The organism is Shewanella youngdeokensis (genome assembly GCF_033180165.1).
In the GTDB taxonomy this organism is placed as follows: domain Bacteria; phylum Pseudomonadota; class Gammaproteobacteria; order Enterobacterales; family Shewanellaceae; genus Shewanella; species Shewanella youngdeokensis.
On sequence record NZ_CP136522.1, the window covers coordinates 2,760,598 to 2,779,971 of the forward strand.

At 41.6% G+C, this 19,374-nt stretch carries 13 protein-coding genes; 6 read left to right on the plus strand and 7 right to left on the minus strand.

All coding sequences use genetic code 11. The features are described from left to right. Window positions 1–164: 164 nt before the first annotated feature. The 6 genes from RGE70_RS11775 to prmB form a co-directional block, all read right to left on the minus strand. On the minus strand, window positions 165–692 hold the full coding sequence (locus RGE70_RS11775) for an RNA methyltransferase (protein ID WP_310471641.1): 528 nt from the start codon (window positions 690–692) through the stop codon (window positions 165–167). A 60-nt stretch (window positions 693–752) separates the two neighbouring features. Then, the gene (locus RGE70_RS11780; protein WP_310471642.1) at window positions 753–1,022 is read right to left on the minus strand and encodes a YfcL family protein; all 270 of its coding nucleotides are present in this window, start codon (window positions 1,020–1,022) and stop codon (window positions 753–755) included. A 72-nt stretch (window positions 1,023–1,094) separates the two neighbouring features. Continuing rightward, window positions 1,095–2,219 (minus strand): ATP-NAD kinase family protein, encoded by a 1,125-nt coding sequence (locus tag RGE70_RS11785; protein WP_310471643.1) that lies wholly within the window; start codon window positions 2,217–2,219, stop codon window positions 1,095–1,097. A gap of 62 nt (window positions 2,220–2,281) precedes the next feature. After that, window positions 2,282–3,463 carry an MFS transporter gene (locus tag RGE70_RS11790; protein ID WP_310471644.1) on the minus strand — a complete coding sequence of 394 codons (1,182 nt, stop codon included), beginning with the start codon at window positions 3,461–3,463 and terminating at the stop codon, window positions 2,282–2,284. Next, entirely contained in the window at window positions 3,463–4,557 is a 1,095-nt protein-coding gene (aroC, locus tag RGE70_RS11795) for a chorismate synthase (protein WP_310471645.1), read from the minus strand. The genes RGE70_RS11790 and aroC overlap by 1 nt, the downstream gene beginning before the upstream one ends. Before the next feature lie 116 nt (window positions 4,558–4,673). Beyond that, window positions 4,674–5,618 carry a 50S ribosomal protein L3 N(5)-glutamine methyltransferase gene (gene prmB, locus RGE70_RS11800; RefSeq protein WP_310471646.1) on the minus strand — a complete coding sequence of 315 codons (945 nt, stop codon included), beginning with the start codon at window positions 5,616–5,618 and terminating at the stop codon, window positions 4,674–4,676. Between the two features lie 79 nt (window positions 5,619–5,697). Between prmB and smrB the strand changes: the two genes are divergently transcribed. Further along, on the plus strand, window positions 5,698–6,228 hold the full coding sequence (gene smrB / locus RGE70_RS11805) for an endonuclease SmrB (RefSeq protein WP_310471647.1): 531 nt from the start codon (window positions 5,698–5,700) through the stop codon (window positions 6,226–6,228). A 119-nt stretch (window positions 6,229–6,347) separates the two neighbouring features. Here smrB and sixA read toward each other — a convergent pair whose 3' ends face one another. Continuing rightward, window positions 6,348–6,821 carry a phosphohistidine phosphatase SixA gene (sixA, locus tag RGE70_RS11810; RefSeq protein WP_310471648.1) on the minus strand — a complete coding sequence of 158 codons (474 nt, stop codon included), beginning with the start codon at window positions 6,819–6,821 and terminating at the stop codon, window positions 6,348–6,350. 633 nt (window positions 6,822–7,454) lie between these two features. On the opposite strand from sixA, the gene RGE70_RS11815 reads away from it, so the two are divergent. From RGE70_RS11815 to RGE70_RS11835, 5 genes are all read left to right on the plus strand, one after another. Beyond that, complete coding sequence (locus RGE70_RS11815; protein WP_310471649.1) at window positions 7,455–10,247, plus strand: insulinase family protein; 2,793 nt, start codon at window positions 7,455–7,457, stop codon at window positions 10,245–10,247. A gap of 257 nt (window positions 10,248–10,504) precedes the next feature. Beyond that, a complete protein-coding gene (locus RGE70_RS11820) occupies window positions 10,505–14,773 on the plus strand; it encodes an EAL domain-containing protein (protein WP_375087852.1) in 4,269 nt (1,422 codons plus the stop codon). A 93-nt stretch (window positions 14,774–14,866) separates the two neighbouring features. Further along, entirely contained in the window at window positions 14,867–15,508 is a 642-nt protein-coding gene (locus RGE70_RS11825) for a hypothetical protein (RefSeq protein ID WP_310471651.1), read from the plus strand. A 1,069-nt stretch (window positions 15,509–16,577) separates the two neighbouring features. Continuing rightward, window positions 16,578–17,921: an OprD family outer membrane porin gene (locus RGE70_RS11830; RefSeq protein ID WP_310471652.1), complete on the plus strand. Its 1,344-nt coding sequence runs from the start codon at window positions 16,578–16,580 to the stop codon at window positions 17,919–17,921. A gap of 103 nt (window positions 17,922–18,024) precedes the next feature. Continuing rightward, the gene (locus tag RGE70_RS11835; RefSeq protein WP_310471653.1) at window positions 18,025–19,302 is read left to right on the plus strand and encodes a hypothetical protein; all 1,278 of its coding nucleotides are present in this window, start codon (window positions 18,025–18,027) and stop codon (window positions 19,300–19,302) included. The last annotated feature ends 72 nt before the right edge of the window (window positions 19,303–19,374 follow it).

Genomic DNA, 19,374 nt, shown 5'->3' on the forward strand with positions numbered 1-19,374 from the left:
ACCATGCGCTCAATACAACTGCTAAAGCTGCGCTTACCAGTGCAGCCGATCTGTTAGCGATGACAAAAATCAATGCTCAATATTAAACATCGGGTAATTAACTAATGCTTACGCAAAAAAAAAGCCACTTTGAGTAAGCGGCTTAAATAGAATGAATAACGCTGTTAGCGTTTTACTTTAACCCGGTTATTTTTATCACGGCTGCGACGGATCAGATCATCACCTACAACGGTGACGTTTGATTTCGCTAAGCGGTCATAAAGTAGCACGTTAACAGATGCGGCTAAGTTCATACAGCCAACGGTAGGCACATAAACAACAGCATCAGCTCGATTAATGACTTGCTGGCTAATCGTACCATCTTCAGGGCCGAAAATATAAATCGCTTTGTCAGGGTGTTCAAACTCGGGCAAAGGAATGGCGCCTTCAACTAAATCAACACAAATAATGCTGACATCAGCGTCAATAGCATCAACTAATGACTCAACCCCAGTTAAAGGGATTTTTTCGCTGGCCGCTTTGGTGTCGGTATTATATTGCGCAGTCCCATTACTGGCCGCCAACGGATAACGTTTGCCGGTATAAAATACGGCATCGGCTTGATAACATCCCGCCGCGCGCATAATGCCGCCAACATTAGTTGGGCTCTTTGGATTAACCAACCCAATAGCGCTGTATTGCTTGCTACTCATAACTCTATTACTCAATCTAACACTCTCGAGCACATTCAAATGCACCAATTAACTCAAAACTTAAGCAGCTATTTGACTACTTAAATCTAACCAAGCATCGCTTACCAATGCATAATCTTTATCGTCTAACTCTTCTCTTGCTAGCGCAAGGCAAGCCACCATTTTTTGAGCCAGTGCTTGCACCCCATGGTCAGCTTCAACTTCTAACTGCGATAATACAACGGCAAAATGACCTTGAAGATACCCGCTTGCAAATAAGGCATCATCATCGCCTTCAGCCACAATACTTTCAATCCACTGTTGCAGTGTTTGCTCATACATCTCTAACATTGAGGTCTCCACGTACTTAACTCTATTGGAATCATTCCAATATTCAATTTATAACTTACTTAGGCAGCTCAACTAGTCAGCAAGATCAGGGTTCGCGACTTGATACATCACATAATCATGATATCCCGTCACGACTTTATAATAGCCAGTCAGTGCTTTATCGAGTTCTGGGTCGCCACTATCCACAATTAATGGTCGGCCTTCAAGTGCTTTTAGCTTTGTTTTAGTCGCTAAAATAATGATATTACTTTTACCCACTTGCCGAATGAGCGCAGGCGATAATTGTTGATTTCCCCGCCCGAGAATATGCCCTTGACCACCGATTAATGTAATAAACAGCTTCGCATTGTGCTGTGTTGTGTAAGCAAGTAATTGCTTTGCTGATAAGTCACTCGCAATTAATTGGTCACCTTTAATTAAATCAACGCCAAGCAAGGTGTTTTCAAGTCCAAGTTCATCCATTACCGCCGCGACGGTGCTCCCCGACCCTATAATACTCAAATCACTGTCCATAAGCTCTATGGCTTCAGCTGCAATGTCAGCAAGTACTAACTCGTCGCTCTCTTTCCCACCCATTTTAACGGCTTGCACGTAGCGAGGCTCTGCGGGGACCAACATTTCACCAAATCGTTTAGCTTTAACCACGCCGGCCCTAAAAGCAGTTTCATCAATGTCCATCACATCGGCGTGCATTAGGCTAACCAATTCACCCTCGAGCAGCATTTTTACCACACGACCCGAAGCATTGGGCGTAATACCGTAAACACCGGAGTGAATTTTAACACCTGCAGGCACGCCCAAAACCGGAATACTATCATCTGCAACGGCAAATATGTCACGTGCAGTGCCATCTCCTCCAGCAAACAATAGTAAGTCGAGCGTTTCGCTCAATAGCTTGTTAACCACTTGCCGAGTATCTGTGGCGGCAGTTTGTTGTGGCGCTTGATAAATGACGCGCACCTCAAAGCCCATTTCACGAGCTAACCGCTCCCCCATCTCATCCGAGGCTGTAATGATTTCTATCTGCTCTTTATAGGATAAAATAACGTTGAGCGCTTGCTGCATGCGTAAGTGTGCTTTTGGTATTGCGCCTTTTGCTAGTGCCAAAGCAGCCACACCGTCACTGCCTTTAAGCGCGACACTGCCGCCTAACCCTGCCAGTGGGTTAATCAATAAACCAAGACGAAATTTACTCACCCAATCAACTCCATATTCTTCATATCGCATCACGCTATTACTGACGCCGCGGTTTATAAATGCTAGGCAGAACTAGCTTCACGCTTAATTTTAGTGTGCGATGTCGGGATCAATAACACAGCAAGCATCGACAATACCGCGCAACAGGCAGCAAAAACCCAAGTCATCTGGGCACCGGTTCCATCGCCCCAAATCATGCCACATAACCAGGTACCTATTGAGCCGCCCACGCCAAAACTGAGGCTGGCGTATAGCGCTTGCCCTTGGCTACGACGGCTAATATTAAAGTTTTTATGCACAAACTGAATCGACGCTGCGTGGGTCAAACCAAATGTAAATGCGTGTAATAATTGGCTCAGGCTTAACCACAATAAACTATCAACACCAAAAGCGAGTAACAACCAACGTACCACGGTTAATGCCACACTGATGAGCAGCAAAAGTTTAACCCCAAAACGCCCCAATAGTTTGGGGGCATACATAAACATAACAATTTCGGCCACGACGCCTAGCGCCACAAAAACACCCGCAACGGTTTCGGTATATCCTGCTTGTTTTAGGTATAAAACAAAGAAACCATAAAAAGGTCCTGCACTCATTTGCAATAACATTGCTGATACCAAAAACCAGATCACTGCGCGGTTTAACCTCAGTGGTGGCCGCTTAACGATAGGTTGCACCGCAACACTGTTAACCTGTAGTGGTAACGCGCAGGCTAACATACCGATAAATAACGCCATACCAATGTAAGGTAAAATTTGTGCCCCTAATTGCTCAATTGCAAAACCCGCTCCAATGACCAACACGATATAACCAACACTGCCCCAGCTGCGTACGGCGCCATATCGAGCCGCGTTGTCACCTAAAGTTTCGAGTGTAATGACTTCTAACTGCGCCAAAATGGCATTCCAGAAAAAAGTATACACCGTGAGACTAATCGCCAGATAAATCAGGCCGCCATCATAAAAAAAGCTAAGGTAGGATAATGCTGCAGCACCTGCACCGATTTTCACCAGTTCGGCGCGCATGCCGGTTCGGTCAGCTACTGCCGCCCAGATATTGGGCGCAATAATGCGAGTGCCCATCAAAATAGCTAATAAAAAACCGATCTCTTGGGCATTAAAACCTCGGCTATCAAAAAATACGCCGAGATACGGCACCATGATGCCAAGAATAGAAAAGAAAAAGAAATAACAAGCACAGAGCCAGCGTAATTGCTGCTCTGTGTTTTTTGGTTGGATCATTAACGCATTCCGATAATAGGCGTACTGCTATTCACATCCATATTTTGTGCACGATGGCGTAATAAATGATCCATTAAAACAATCGCAAGCATTGCTTCAGCAATTGGCACGGCGCGAATACCAACACAAGGATCATGGCGGCCTTTAGTGACCACTTCCGCTTCTTTGCCGGTTGCCGTAATACTTTCGCCCGGAACACTAATGCTCGATGTTGGCTTCATCGCAATGTGCGCCACGATAGGTTGCCCCGATGATATGCCGCCCAAAATGCCACCAGCATGGTTAGAGGCAAAACCGTCAAGTGACATTAGATCACGATGTTCAGAGCCTTTTTGGTTGACGACTTCGAAGCCATCGCCAATTTCGACACCTTTAACCGCATTAATCCCCATAAGCGCATGGGCAATTTCGGCGTCAAGTCGGTCAAATACCGGCTCGCCTAGGCCAACGGGTACTCCGGTAGCAACCACTGACACTTTAGCGCCAATAGAATCACCACTCTTTTTAAGGTCACGCATGTATTCATCTAATGCATCTAACTTGGTCACATCAGGAAAGAAAAAAGCATTGTTTTCGATTTCATTAAAATCGATGGTTTCAGCCTTAATCGGGCCAAGTTGCGAGAGATATGCGTTAATTTCGATCCCATGCACTTGTTTAAGGTATTTTTTAGCCACTGCGCCAGCAGCAACGCGCATAGCAGTTTCACGGGCTGAAGAGCGACCACCACCGCGATAATCTCTAACACCATACTTTTGCTGGTAGGTATAGTCGGCATGCCCAGGACGGAACAAGTCTTTGATATTGGAATAGTCTTTACTACGTTGGTCAGTGTTTTCAATTAATAAGCCAATTGAAGTGCCCGTGGTTTGACCTTCAAATACACCCGATAAAATACGAACTTCATCGGGTTCTCGGCGCGCAGTGGTATAGCGCGAAGTACCTGGGCGACGACGATCTAAATCAAGCTGCATATCGGCTTCGTTTAACGCGATACCTGGAGGGCAACCGTCAATAATACAACCTAAGGCAACACCATGGCTTTCACCAAATGTAGTGACAACAAAATTTTGTCCAATACTGTTTCCCGACATCCGTTTTCTATACCTCAATGTTGAATATAATTTTAATGATAAAAAGAGTACTTACGGTAATAAACCGTTAAGTACTCTTATTTGATTGCCACAGAGTGTTTTGTGGCTAACAGCCATTATTCACTATCTTTGTATATCGCAAATAGTGATTCATTTTCAAGTAGTTGGTCGCGCGTTAGAATGAAAACTCCGTCACCGCCATGTTCAAAACTTGCCCAAGTGAAAGGTATTTCAGGGAATTGCTCAATCATGTGTACCATTGAGTTACCCACTTCAACCACTAACAAACCATCTTCAGTCAGGTAATCAGCTGCGTTGGCCAAAATACGTTTAGTCAGATCTAGTCCATCACGGCCCGATGCCAAACCAATTTCTGGCTCATGATGGAATTCATCAGGCATATCGCCAATGTCTTCAGCATCAACATAAGGCGGGTTTGACACGATTAAATCATAGTGAGCACCTTTAGGGATCGCTGAAAATAGATCAGACTCCATTGGGAAGACTCTTTCCATCACGCCAAGCGTTTCAATGTTTATCTGCGCAACTTCTAACGCGTCTGCACTTATATCTAAAGCATCGACTTCAGCATCTTCAAATTCATACGCACAGGCGATAGCAATACAAGCACTGCCAGTACATAAATCCATTACACGGTTAACTTGTTTGTTATACAACCATGGGCTAAAGCGGTTAGCGATTAACTCAGCAATTGGTGAACGTGGCACCAACACACGCTCATCGACGTAGAACTCAAGGCCAGCAAACATGGCTTTATTGGTCAAGTAAGGTACGGGTAAGCGCTCCCTTACACGGCGAATAATCAACTCTACAATTTTGTGTTTTTCACTGATCGTCAAGTTTGAATGAATAACTTGTTGCCCTAGTTCTTCAGGTAAGTGCAATGCGTGAAAAACCAAAGCAATGGCCTCGTCCCACGCATTATCGGTACCGTGTCCGTAGTAGATATTCGCGTCATTAAAACGACTCACACCCCAACGCAACATATCACCAATCGTTCTTAATTCAGTTACGGCTTCATCAACAAAAATCTTATCCAAAATTCACTCCAACATTTTAATTCCGCTTCATTGTAACTGAACTCTATTCATATGGCATCGGATTCAATAAAATAGGCTTATGAATAAAAATACCGACAAAGATGATTTGGCACTATTTGCAGAGCTTACCAAAGGGATGAAACCTTTTGAGCAAAACAAACACCATTTCAAATCAGCCCCTAAAAATCGCAAAGTCGTCGAAGAAAAAGAGCAGCAGCTGCATGCTGACAGCTTTTTTTCCGATACTTATCAACCACTACTGCCTGAATTTGGCCCGATGAAATGGGCAAGAGATGATATAGACAGTTTTGAAGTGAAACGTTTACGTCGTGGTGACTACGTGCCGGATCTATTACTAGATGTGCATGGTATGCGGCAATCAGAAGCAAAACTGGAACTTGCAGCCCTTATTCAAGCCTGTATAAAGCAACAAATTCACTGCTGTTGCATTATGCATGGCCATGGAACTGGCATTTTAAAGCAAAATATTCCCATGTGGCTGGCGCAGCACCCACATATAAAAGCTTTTCATCAGGCTACAAAAGAATGGGGTGGCGACGCTGCATTGCTGGTGTTAATTGATATTGGCGACCAACCCTACCGCCGTTAATGGCTCAAAATTGTTGACGACATAGTTTGTATAATTAACATACATCGCGTGGTTTAAATAGTTTGAAGCCATAAATAAAAATGAGTCCCCATGGACTCATTTTTATACCGCTATAAGCCTCACTCGCTCAGCATATGCGGCGCTCGTTGCCATTCGACAGAGGCCTCTGACGCTTGCTTATTGATTAAAGTCATTCCCGAAGTGGCAAATAGCGGAGGCTCTACCCCAGCCACTAATTCACTGACTAAATAACCCAGCAATGGCATATGCGCTAATACCAGCACTTTTTTAGCGTTAAAGTGCTCTGCATAAGCCATCACTACATCCGCCACTTTGGCAGGGTCACCTTCTGGGACAAGATCATCTAACGTCAACCATTGGCTTGGTTCTGAAAAGTGAGGGCGTAACTCCTGCCAAGTTTGCTGAGCTCGAAGATATGGGCTTACCAGCACTAAATCGAACTCTGCCACACTCTGCCCTAACCATTGACTCATAGCGCGAACATTAAGCCGTCCAAGATCCGTTAATGTGCGCTCTCGGTCTGAATGTGCATTAAAGCCGGCTTCGCCATGTCGCATTAAAAATAGCTGCATTATTACTTGCTACTCCCAACCCTTTAAAATTTTGGTTAATTGTAGTCTTAAACTCAGATGTAACATACTGTTATTTGATTATTCATTAGTCGAATAGGTCAACTTTTTCACTAAATTTATAGCGTTACAGTAACGCCAACATACCAGCGTTAAACTCAAGGTTATTAAGTAAGCTGTTATAGCAAACTGACAAAGCCATAATGAAGCGTAACAATAAGGAAAAAGCAAATCAGTTTCACAAGCTAAATTTAATATTAACGCTTCTAATTCATTAATTTAGTAAACAAAACAACGCGATGTAAATGCAAGCAATCTAACCTCATGTCTCCAAAGCATTACTTTAAAAAAACCATTTAGAGCAATATGTATTTACTGTTATTGACACTAAATTGCAGCAATAAACAGCAAGGCGACGAATATTCAACCACTTAGTGATGTTGTATTTGAAGATAAACCAAAATGATGGCAAGTTAACCAATTACAGTGAGCTAGGCTTTGATAGCACTCCACCCGACTCTTTAGCATACTGATATTTAGCCGATGTTAATTATGTAAGTTAACGTGCTTTATCAGCAAGAGATCACTAAAATCATTACCTAGGTTAAATACTGTTCGAAAATTGGAGCAATACCCTTGCCAAATAGCAGAAAAGTTATTACCAGCCCGAATGACCACCGACAATATCAGCATATAACCTTAAACAATGGGTTAGCAGTGCTCTTGGTCGCAGACCCTCAGTCAACTGAAGCTGCTGCATCGATGGCGGTTGCCGTCGGTCACTTTGACGACCCAGTTGCGCGTCCCGGCATGGCCCATTTTCTTGAACACATGCTTTTTCTCGGCACCAAAAAATATCCAGACTCTGGTGAATACTCGGCTTTTATTAACCAGCATGGCGGTACTAATAACGCATGGACTGGTACTGAGCACACCAATTTTTTTTACAGTATTAATGCCCACCAATTTGAAGCTTCGCTCGACCGTTTTAGTCAATTTTTCATTGCACCTTTATTTGATGCAGCCCTAGTCGATCGAGAACGTCACGCTATTGAGTCAGAATTTAGCATGAAGCTAAAAGACGATGTTAGACGCGTATATCAAGTGCAAAAAGAAACCGTTAACCCAGCCCACCCTTTTAGCAAGTTTTCAGTAGGTAACCTGGAAACCCTTGCAGGCGATGAACAAACGTTACGCGAAGAGTTAATCCATTTTTATAAGCAAAAATACAGTGCTGATAAAATGACACTTTGCCTTGTTGCCCCCGAGTCTTTAGCAACATTAGCGACCCTTGCACAAACCTATTTTAGTGCGATCCTCCAACGCAAAACGTCAAGAGTTTCATACCCAGCGACACCGATTTATCAGCCCGAACAATTGCAAACACAAATCAATATCGTCCCCTTAAAAGAGCAACGCAGAATTGCTATCACTTTTGCCTTACCAGCTCTAGAACCATTTTATAAACACAAACCTTTAACCTTTATCAGCCACCTTATCGGCTATGAGGGAAAAGGCAGTCTGTTGTCATATTTAAAAGAACAGGGCTTAGCCAACAATTTGTCTGCAGGTGGTGGAGTTAACGGTTATAACTTCAAAGATTACAATATTAGTATCCAGCTTACTGACCGGGGCTTAAATAACTTAAAAGACGTTATAGATTGCACTTTTGAATATATCGAACTTATCAAAAATACCGGACTGAATGACTGGCGCTACAACGAAAGAGCCGCGCTATTAAAAGTTGCGTTTCAATTTCAAGAACAAGTTAAAGCGCTCGATTTAGCCAGCCACCTTAGTATTAATATGCATCACTATGACATCGAAGACGTTGTTTTTGGTGATTACCGGATGAATGGACTCAATGTCTGCGATACAAAGGCACTTCTAGCCTTAATGACACCGACCAACATGCGTTTGCAACTTATTGCGCCCGAGCTAGATACCGACACCCAAGCAGCTTGGTATCATTCGCCTTACCAGATCCGTAAATTATCCAATAATGAAATTCAGCGATGGATAACGCCCAATGTTCGCTCTGAACTCACTTTACCCGCGCCAAATCCATTTATCATCGACCACTGTGTTGCAAGAGCAGATAAAAGCGACGGCCCGGTTCCCAAAGTGGTGTCACAAGAGAATGGTTATCGTATTTGGCATAAAAAAGATGATGAATTTAATGTCCCTAAAGGGCACTTATACCTTTCTTTAGACTCAGCACACGCAGCAGCATCGCCAAAACACGCAGCTTTAACCCGGCTCTATGTTGAAATGCTATTAGATTACCTCACCGAATTTACTTATCAAGCCGAGGTCGCAGGGCTCAGTTATAATATCTACCCGCACCAAGGCGGCATAACATTACATTTAACAGGCTTTACAGGTAAACAAGAGTCTTTGCTGTCATTAGTTATTGAAAAAGCGCGGGAACGTAATTTTACACAAAAACGCTTTGACCTAATAAAACGCCAAATTTTGCGCAGCTGGTATAACCATACTCAAGCAAAGCCTATTTCTCAGCTGTTTACCAGCTTAACGGTGACCTTACAAAAACGTAGTTTTGAACCTGCGCGAATGGCCGAACAGCTCGAAGATATCACCCTAGACGACCTGCATGATCATGTTGAAAGTTTTTACGAAAAAATCCACCTAGAAGGTCTTGTCTATGGAGACTGGCTTAAAACTGAAGCCAAAAAGCTCGGTGGTAAACTCAGCAAAATTCTATCATTAGTCACCTCGCCCAGCTCTGAGTCGTCAAGAGAGTTAATCGACCTATCACACAAAGGCACCTTACTAAGAGAAATAACAACCCAGCATCAAGATAGCAGTATTATTGTTTACTATCAGTCTGACGTTGCAACGCCAGAAAACATGGCACTGTTCAGCTTACTGAACCACACTATGTCTTCCACTTTTTTCCACGAACTTCGAACCCAAAAACAATTAGGCTATATGGTCGGCACCGGTTATTTACCGTTGAATCGCTATCCAGGCATTATTTTTTATATTCAATCCCCCAATACTGGTCCCAAAGTATTACTTGAAGCCATCGATGAATTTATCGCTGACTTTACCTACGGAGTTTTACAAATCACCAATGACCAGTGGGAGTCGACAAAAACAGGCTTGATGAACCAAGTCATGGAGCATGACCCCAACTTAAAAACCCGCAGTCAACGTTACTGGTCTAGCATTGGCAATAAAGACTTTTCGTTTAACCAAAGAGAAAGCGTGGTGGCACAAATCAACCAGCTGACACGTTCAGACTTGATTAAATTCATCATGAAAAAAATGCGCACAAAGCACTGCGATCGACTCGTACTATTTAGTACAGGTGAATTACACCAAGCACAAACGCCTCTAAAATCTGACAATATGATCCTAGATCTCCGCGCATTTAAGCGACAAGCAGAACAGTTTGATTACTAATCAAATGGTTTTGATACTTCAAGCGACTAATCGCCGAGGCTTTTCAATGCTAATACGGCATCCGCGATCAAACAGCTAAATTGAATAAAAATGCATTAACCCGAAGCTATATAGGACGTTTTTCGAACACGCTACGTACTAATTACGGTAAAAGGCTACAAAAAGCACCAAGGTTTTTGACATTGACTTCACTTTCTGAAAAAGTAAGGGTTACATACTGTTTCCTTACAACATTGGCTAAAAATAAAACAAAAATTATGCCTAAAAACCTAATCAAAACAGCGCTTTTTTTCATCATATTTTTATCCGCTACCTCATCTGCATTTGCATTCACACTTAACTCAGTCTCACTTGGGGTTCCTGAAGGTTTATCACAAAGCAACGTGTCATCAATTGTCGAAGACGAAGACGGCTACGTTTGGGTAGGGACATTTAATGGCCTAAACCGCTACGACGGTAAAAGTTTTAAGCATTACTTCCCTTCTGAGCGCAATGAGTTAGCCAGCGCTTTTATTCGCAGCCTCTATATTAGTCAATCTGGCTCAATGTTTATCGGTACCGATAAAGGCCTGTCGATATACGACCCTATACGCGACAAAATAGTCTTTTCTAGCAAACTAGGTTTTGAAATTAACGAAGCCGTTACCAGTATCAATGAGCATGATGGCAGCATTTACATCGGTACTAAAAACACTGTTTATGTGGTCAATGAGCTGAGCAATAAAAAGCTATCCTTAGAGGATAGCTATACTGGTCAGTTTGGAATAGTAAGAAGCACTTTGTATTTTGACGGCACTTTATTCTTAAGAAATGATAAAGGCAGCATTTTTTCAGTTTCAGGTTCCATCAATGAAATAGCAAAACATTCAAATGAAACAAAAGTAATTGGCAACAACCTATATATTTTTAACGACAGAAGTACATTAATGTATGAAAATGGCACCCTCTTAAAAATCTTTGATAAATCATTTGAAAGTGTAACTCTCGCTCCAAATTATCACGCTGCCTTAAATGAAGATACTGTCTATATACTTAATGGAGCTACTCCCCCTCAAAAGCTAGGCGTAATTAATGATTTAGGGAAAAAATTAGAGCACCCAAGAATAATTCGAGGCAGAACTAAAACATTTATTACAGACCAGAATACTGGCTTCATCATTATAGGTGACACTGGGAATTTGGTCAGAACAAAAACCATCAAAAACGGTAATGTTTGGTCTATATACTCAGACAAGGAAGAAAATATAGTAGTTAGTGGTGACAACCCTTTAGTAACTGTGTTCGATTTAAAACTTAATAAACTTAAAAAATATGACTCCAAAGTAAAAGGGCCTAAGTCATCCGTTATTATCGGTAATGAATTATTCATAGCCAGTGCCGAAGGTCTTCTATTATTAAATACTAAAAATGGAAGCGTTAAAAAAATTTTAAAAGGTGTGTTTTTCGCAACACAAGTTACTAACGATTTTGAATATGTATTTTTTGGTACAACTACAGGAAGCTTAATAAAGTATCACATTGATACAGGTGCTATAGAAGAATTAGTAGTTGATATAGGTAACCCAATTTTTGACATAAAACAATTTAACAATCAGCTTTATGTTGCAACTCAAGGAGGCCTATTTAAGTTATCAAACAACATCTCTACCCCTGTCTATACAAAGCAGATGGTACTATGTATCAATATTTTTAATGATGAAATACTGTTTGGGACAGGAACCAGTATCGTTAAAGCCTCTAGCAATGGGGCAATAAGTGAGATATACAACAATAACAAGCCCATTTTTTCTATCGAACAGAGTGAAGATTTTATCGTTGCATCGTCAATTAATGAAGTTATATTCAAAAATAAAAATGAAAAAGACGCATCAATACTAACTAAAGAATTGGGTATTCAAGGTGAATACAATACTCATTCAATCCTAAGAATTGGAGATCAAGTGTATATTGGAGGTATCTCTGGAATAAGCTTACTCTCGATTAGTGAAGTTAGCACCTTTATTCAGAACCGTACTTATCCCACAGTAACGCTTAGCCAGTTATCTATTTTCAACATTCCAGAAACACCTAATGGCAGCGTATTAGAAAAACAGATAGATAAAACTGACAAAATTAAACTTAAATACTCTGACTATCCGTTTACATTATCTTTTAACAGCCCTAGAAGCCAAATAAAGAATATTGATTATATATATCAAATGCGTGGGTTATCTGATGCATTAATCAATTCAAAAGGCATTAACTCTGCGACATATACTAACCTGTCACCAGGAGATTACGAATTTGCAGTCTATGCAATTGACCCTTTTTCTGGACAAAAAGGGCCAGAAAAGACCATCGCAATAGAAATTACCCCACCATGGTGGTCGTCAACCCCAGCCAAAGTCGTTTATATTTTTATCGCCATTTTAATCGGTATCAGTATTCTAAAAACGGTGCTTCGTCGACGTGAAATACAGGTTCAAATAGCCAAGAGTGAAGAACGGCTTAAATTGTCGCTGTGGGGTAGTGGTGATGAAATGTGGGACTGGGATATCGAAACCGGCCAAATATACCGCTCTAACATATGGGGCTCGTTAGAGTTTCCAAGAGATGGACAACGTTCCGGTAAAGAGGGAGAAGAGAGTAATATTCACCCAATGGATCAAGCACGCGTTCGCGATGCGTTAAATAAACATTTTTACGGTGAAACCGATCATTTTGAAGCAGCCTACCGAGTAAAAGGTAAAACTAACCAATGGATGTGGATCCTTGATCGAGCCAAGATTGTAGAACGTGACGAGAGTGACAATGCTCTGCGTATGACGGGTACCATTAAAAATATTAACAATATTAAACAAGCAGAAGAACAATTACGCTTATTTGAGCGAGCAATCCAAAATATCTCCGAGGGGATGTTTATTCTTGATAGTGATTTCAACTTTGTAGAAGTTAATGAGGCTTGTTGTAACCTGTCGATGTTAAGTAAAAATGAGGTGATAGGCACTTTATTTAATTTTGACCTATACCCTGACAGTTACTCTGAACAAATACGTACCATTTTAAAACAACAGGGAAGCTGGAGTAACGAGGTAGAATCCGCTAGAGGCAACGGCACCAGCTTTTTAATGGAGCTCACTGTCGATGCCATATATGACGACCAAGGGCAGTTGTCGCATTATGTTGGTGTGTTTTCAGATATCAGCCGCCGTAAGCAACAAGAAGAAGAGCTGAGAAAGTTAACCAACAACGACTTACTCACCAACCTACCTAACCGCTCAAACCTTATGGTCACTTTAGGCAACTTGGTAAAAAGAGACTCGCACCATACGTTAATGATTTTAGACTTAGACAACTTTAAAAAAATTAACGACTCTTTAGGCCATCAAGCCGGTGATGAATTACTCATCATGGTTGCAGAGCGAATACAAACTACGGTACCAGAACATACCAGTATCTATCGCTTGGGCGGAGATGAGTTCGCCATATTAATTGATAAAAACCCTGACATTGGTGTTAGTGCCATTATTGCCAAAAACGTCATTATGGCATTCGAAAATGCATTCCAGTTAAGTGAAGAAAAAGTCGTGGTTGGTGTCAGTATCGGTATAGTGCTCTACCCCGAAGATGATCAAAATGAGCAAGCGTTGCTGCGTAAAGCGGACATGGCCATGTACCACGCAAAATCTGCAGGCGGCAGGCGCTACCAATTTTATTCAGAGTCACTTAATAAAAATGCCATTAAGCAACTAGCCGTTGAAAACATGATCCGCGATGGGTTAAAAGACGATCTATTTGAGGTCTACTACCAACCCAAGATCGATCTAAAATCTGGGCAAATGGCGGGAATGGAAGCCTTGGTTAGATTAAATCATCCAGAACACGGGCTTATTCCCCCTAATCACTTTATTCCTTTAGCCGAGGAAAATGGCCTTATTGTTGAGATTGGCGATGTTGTGATGAAAAAAGCCTGTTTTGCAGCACAAAAATGGCGAACTGAAGGATTATTTAATGGCCGCGTAGCCGTCAATTTATCGTCAAAACAATTTGCCTTACCCGATCTGCAACAGCGAATAGAGTCAATTTTACGTCTAACACAACTGCCCGCGGCTAATTTAGAGTTAGAAATAACAGAAAGTACCGTTATTAAAGAGCCTGAAAAAGCCATTAAAGTTATGCAGCAATTGTCTAAAATGGGAGTGAGTTTAGCCTTAGATGACTTTGGTACCGGCTATTCTTCTTTATCGTATTTAAAACGTTTTCCTATTCATACTCTTAAAATAGATAAAGCCTTTGTTGACGATATTGACAAATCCGACCGGGATTTAAAAATGGTAGACTCCATCATCACGATTGCCCATAACATGGGGCTTTCAGTGGTGGGTGAAGGGGTGGAAGATGCGTCTCAATTAAGCATATTACGCGCACTAAAATGTGAAGAGATCCAAGGTTACATATTTAGTAAGCCCGTCACCGAGCTGGACTTTACATCACTATTACACAACGATGCAGACTCTAAACCACTGAAAGCCATTTCACTAAAGTAAGCCGATAACAGCCAACAATTGCAATGTTGGCACAACACCTGCAACAACCTTCTCAACAGTCAAAATATTTTTGCAACTTTGAGAAGGTTTAAAATGAAAAAGATAATTAATGGATTAGTAGCTTCTATAGCCATCACATGTTCAGCTCCAGTTTTTGCATCTGGTAATACTGTTGGTGTTGATTATGACAAGGATTGGTTACCTTCTTTAGAGCAAACTGCCGGTGTACCACACATTAGATTACAACCTGTACAAACTGCCGGTGTGCCACATATTAGATTGAAGCCTGTACAAACTGCTGGTGTACCACATATTAGATTGAAGCCTGTACAAACTGCTGGTGTGCCACATATTAGATTGAAGCCTGTACAAACTGCTGGTGTGCCACATATTAGATTGAAGCCTGTACAAACTGCTGGTGTGCCACATATTAGATTGAAGCCTGTGCAAACTGCTGGTGTGCCACATATTAGATTGAAGCCTGTGCAAACTGCTGGTGTGCCACATATTAGATTGCAACCTGTGCAAACTGCTGGTGTGCCACATATTAGATTGAAGCCTGTTCAAACTGCTGGTGTGCCACATATTAGATTGAAGCCTGTGCAAACTGCTGGTGTGCCACATATTAGATTGAAGCCTATGCAAACTGCTGGTGTGCCACATATTAGATTGAAGCCTATACAAACTGCTGGTGTACCACATATCAGATTAAAACCAGCACAAGCAACGGTTTAATCAAGGAGATTAATTATGTTTGATTCAATTATGCAAGCACTTGGTCTAGCTAAACCTTGCCGTAAAAAAGTTAAGCTTCCTGAAGGGTTAGAAAATTTGGAAGTGATTTCAGCTAAAGGTTGGTGGAACTAAATAATGCCCTCGGATTTATAAGAGGTCATCAGCAAAAAAAGGAGCTCGGCTCCTTTTTTGTTTTATACAACACCAAAATTTGAGCCTAGCTCCCAACATAATCAACAGTAAAAATTAATATTTGTTATTCAAATAGATATTTTTTCACTACCTACTCTGCTGCCACGCCCTTCCCCATCAACTCATTAATCATTTCGACTTAAGCAAAAAATACAGTCTTGGACTCAAGCATTAACTTTTAAATTAATAACTTACTCAAGGACATGTTTAACAGCAAGTCTTGCTGCTGCCCATTACATTTTAAGCAGTTACATTGAATCTATTGACCAATTTTTGCTAGCAATGCCACTTCAGTCTGCATTATTTCGATACGGGAGCTCATCAAATTTTCCATCACCCTTAAACTTTTGTTTAAATTTAGCATCAAAAAAGTAATATTTGCGGATATAACATGCCAGTCGGCAGCCCATTAAGTGGCTTAATTTTACCGTTTTTTCAGTCACTTAATTAGAACGAGTTAAAACATCAAGTCATTAACCATGATAATCCAACCTACTACACAATTTAGTAATGCTAATTTCGGCTTAAATAAGCCGCTGTTATTACTGCCATAGCTACAAACTCAAAAATGTATCGCCGTATACTCGATATACGCACAAAACAGTAGCGCCAAAAAACCAACACGCCAAACACCCAGGCTCACATTTTTAACATTGCGACACCAACCTCAGCCCGTCAATTAACGTGCGACCACACTCGTTTAACGGAAACGTTTCATTTCCGTTGTTGGATTAGCTGGTCACAACCCACGCGATATAGTCAAGATATTATTAGTTCGAAGCAAAAACACAATTATAAATAATTAAAAATACGTATGGAATATAGTGGCTTATAACCACTTGGTGAACAATTGACACATAATATTTAGGGTATCTTGATGAAAAGAACAATTATTGCATTAGCACTGACTAGCGCATTTGCAGCGCCAGCAATGAGTTATACATTTGATCCTGCCGACTTAAAAGATGGCTTTATTTCAGATAGTAAGAGTTACATTCGGGTTAAAGTCGAAAATTACAATTACGACAATAAATTCAACGATGGTAACGGCGGCCGTACTGAGCTATCAGACAATGAAACTCCACTTTATATCGAATACGGTTTCAGCTCTGGCTATTTCAAAAACTGGTTAGGGGTTGATGTTGCCGCATTTGGAACCACTATGCTCGACGGGCTCAGTGAGTATCGCCACACAAACCTCGTAGACACCGGCTCATATGGCCTAGGTAACACTTCAGCCGATGGTAAAACCCAACAACAAATTGGTGTCGCTTACCTAAAAACTAAATTTAATTTAGATATTGGTACCCTTAAAGCCGGTTACGGTAAAAAACGCCGCTATACCAGCATGTATAACGAAAAAGTCGTTCGGGTTAACGAAGGTTCAAGCCGTGGTTTAGATGTCAGCCTTGATTTAGGCCAGCATAAAGTCTGGGCCACTGTGATTGACCGTTTTCAAAACTTTGGCCAGGCAGAATACCTAAGAGATATAATGACATACACCATGTCTGAGCAAATTGACTTCTTGGCGCTAACTGGCGTTAACGGTAAGTTTGGCGATGTGAACTACAAGTTTGAATACGCTACTGCCGACGACTACATTCAAAAAGTATTTTACCAAGCCGATTACACCTTTAAGTCCATCAAAACCAATGTCATGTTACGCGGTGAAAACTTATTCGACACAGGTAGTAAGTTTGAATATGACGATGCAGAAGCTGGTAAGGCTCACTTTGTGATCCGCACCAACTTATCTAAAGACACCACCATGTCGATTAAAGGTACCAAAATATACGGCAGTGACTTCTTCCAGTTTTGGGGCAACCCTGGCACCATCAGCCGCTCTATGTTACCCAATGTTATGTTAGGCAACGAAATACCATTATTTGAAGGTGAAGAAGCCTTAATGCTTCGCTTTGACCAAAAACTAGATACTCTAGTTTGGCCAGGTCTGAGTGCTTATGCTCAGTACTGGAAAGGCTGGAATGCTAAACATATTGATGGCTACAAACGTAGCGAGTACATATTGCTGGTTAAACAAGATTTTGGCAAATTGCACTCCGCACTTACTGGTTTATCAATGAAATACCAATACTCACGCCACGACGGTGCCGGTGTTGATGACGGTTACCGCAGCAGTGGCAACCGCGTCGACAACACATACTGGTTAAGTGACGATCACTACCGCAGACTCACCCTAGACTACCGCTTAAACTTCTAAGTCGAGTCTTCCAAAATGCAGCGGGGCGAGTTGCCCTGCTGCCATTCAGATCAGTTATAAACAAGGACCATCAGCGTGGTTAACCTTGCCCGCTGGTTTAAATATGAAAAATAAAATAACAATAATACTAACCCTTTGTGGTTTAGTTTGCTCACCTGTAATGGCAAGTGACTTTACCAAAAATGCCACTAGCTACATTAATGCAAAAGTCGAAAATTATAATTATGATTGGAGTCGATCAGGCCAGCACCATAACGAGTCGCCATATAAAGTCGAGTATGGTGTCAGCTCGGGATATCACGATGGTTGGGTAGGCGTCGATTTTGCAGCTCACGCAGTCGGTTTACTCAAATGGGCCAGTGATGAGCGTGGCGACAACGGTTACGATTTTGGTAACGTTCAGCCCGATGGCAAAACCTTGACCAATATTGGTGTTGCTTACCTAAAAACTAAATTCAACCTTGAAGATCTAGGCCAGCTTAAAGCAGGCTTTGGTACTAAACACCGTTTTTACGGTTTATTTAATGAAGACCCAATTCGGATTAATATGACATCCAGTCGTGGCTTAGATATCAACCTTGATCTGGGTCAGCATCAAATTTTTGCCATGGTAGTTGATCAGTATCAAGCCTTTAATGCCGATTATTATCTTGAAGACATTCAAGGTTTAGATGGTGAAACTATCAACTATGTCGGCTTGATTGGCGCCAAAGGTAAAGTGTCCGGCGTTAACTATCACCTTGAATACGCTAAATCGGATGACTTTTTAGACCGAGTCTATTACGCAATTGACTATAGCGTAGATTCAATCAATACCAACTTTGAAGTACGGGGCAGCAACATTATTAGTGCTGGTGAACACTTTACCCTAGAAGAGCCAGAGTCCGGCGTTTTACACCTTATTGCCCGCAGTAAATTATCACATGACACCAGTTTGATGTTTGTCGGAAGCAAGATTTATGGTGCTGATATGTATCAGTTTCATTCGGCACCGAATGGGGTTCACCGGGTGATGTTCCAACACGCTTACCTCAACAATGAGGTGCCAATGTTAGAAGGTGAAGAGCTCATTATGGCTCAGCTTAACCAGAACTTTGACCGCTGGTTATGGAATGGTTTTGATTTAATGACATCCTACTATGTTGGCAATGACGCCACCGGAATTGACGGCTATAGCAGAAGTGAATTTGTATTCCAAGTGCAACAAGACTTTGGCAAGTTACACCCAGTACTTCACGGGTTGAGTTTATCGTACTGGTATGCTCATCATGACGCAGCCGGTGTTGATGATGGCCATCGCTCAGGTAAAGTGGACAACAGTTTCTTTTTGTCCAATGACCATAACCGCAGATGGCAATTACATTACCGCCTTATGCTCTAATTGTTTTCAATTATCAACTCGGCGTACCAACATAGTACGCCGCTTTGCTGTGAGTAAGTGCTTAGTCGCTTT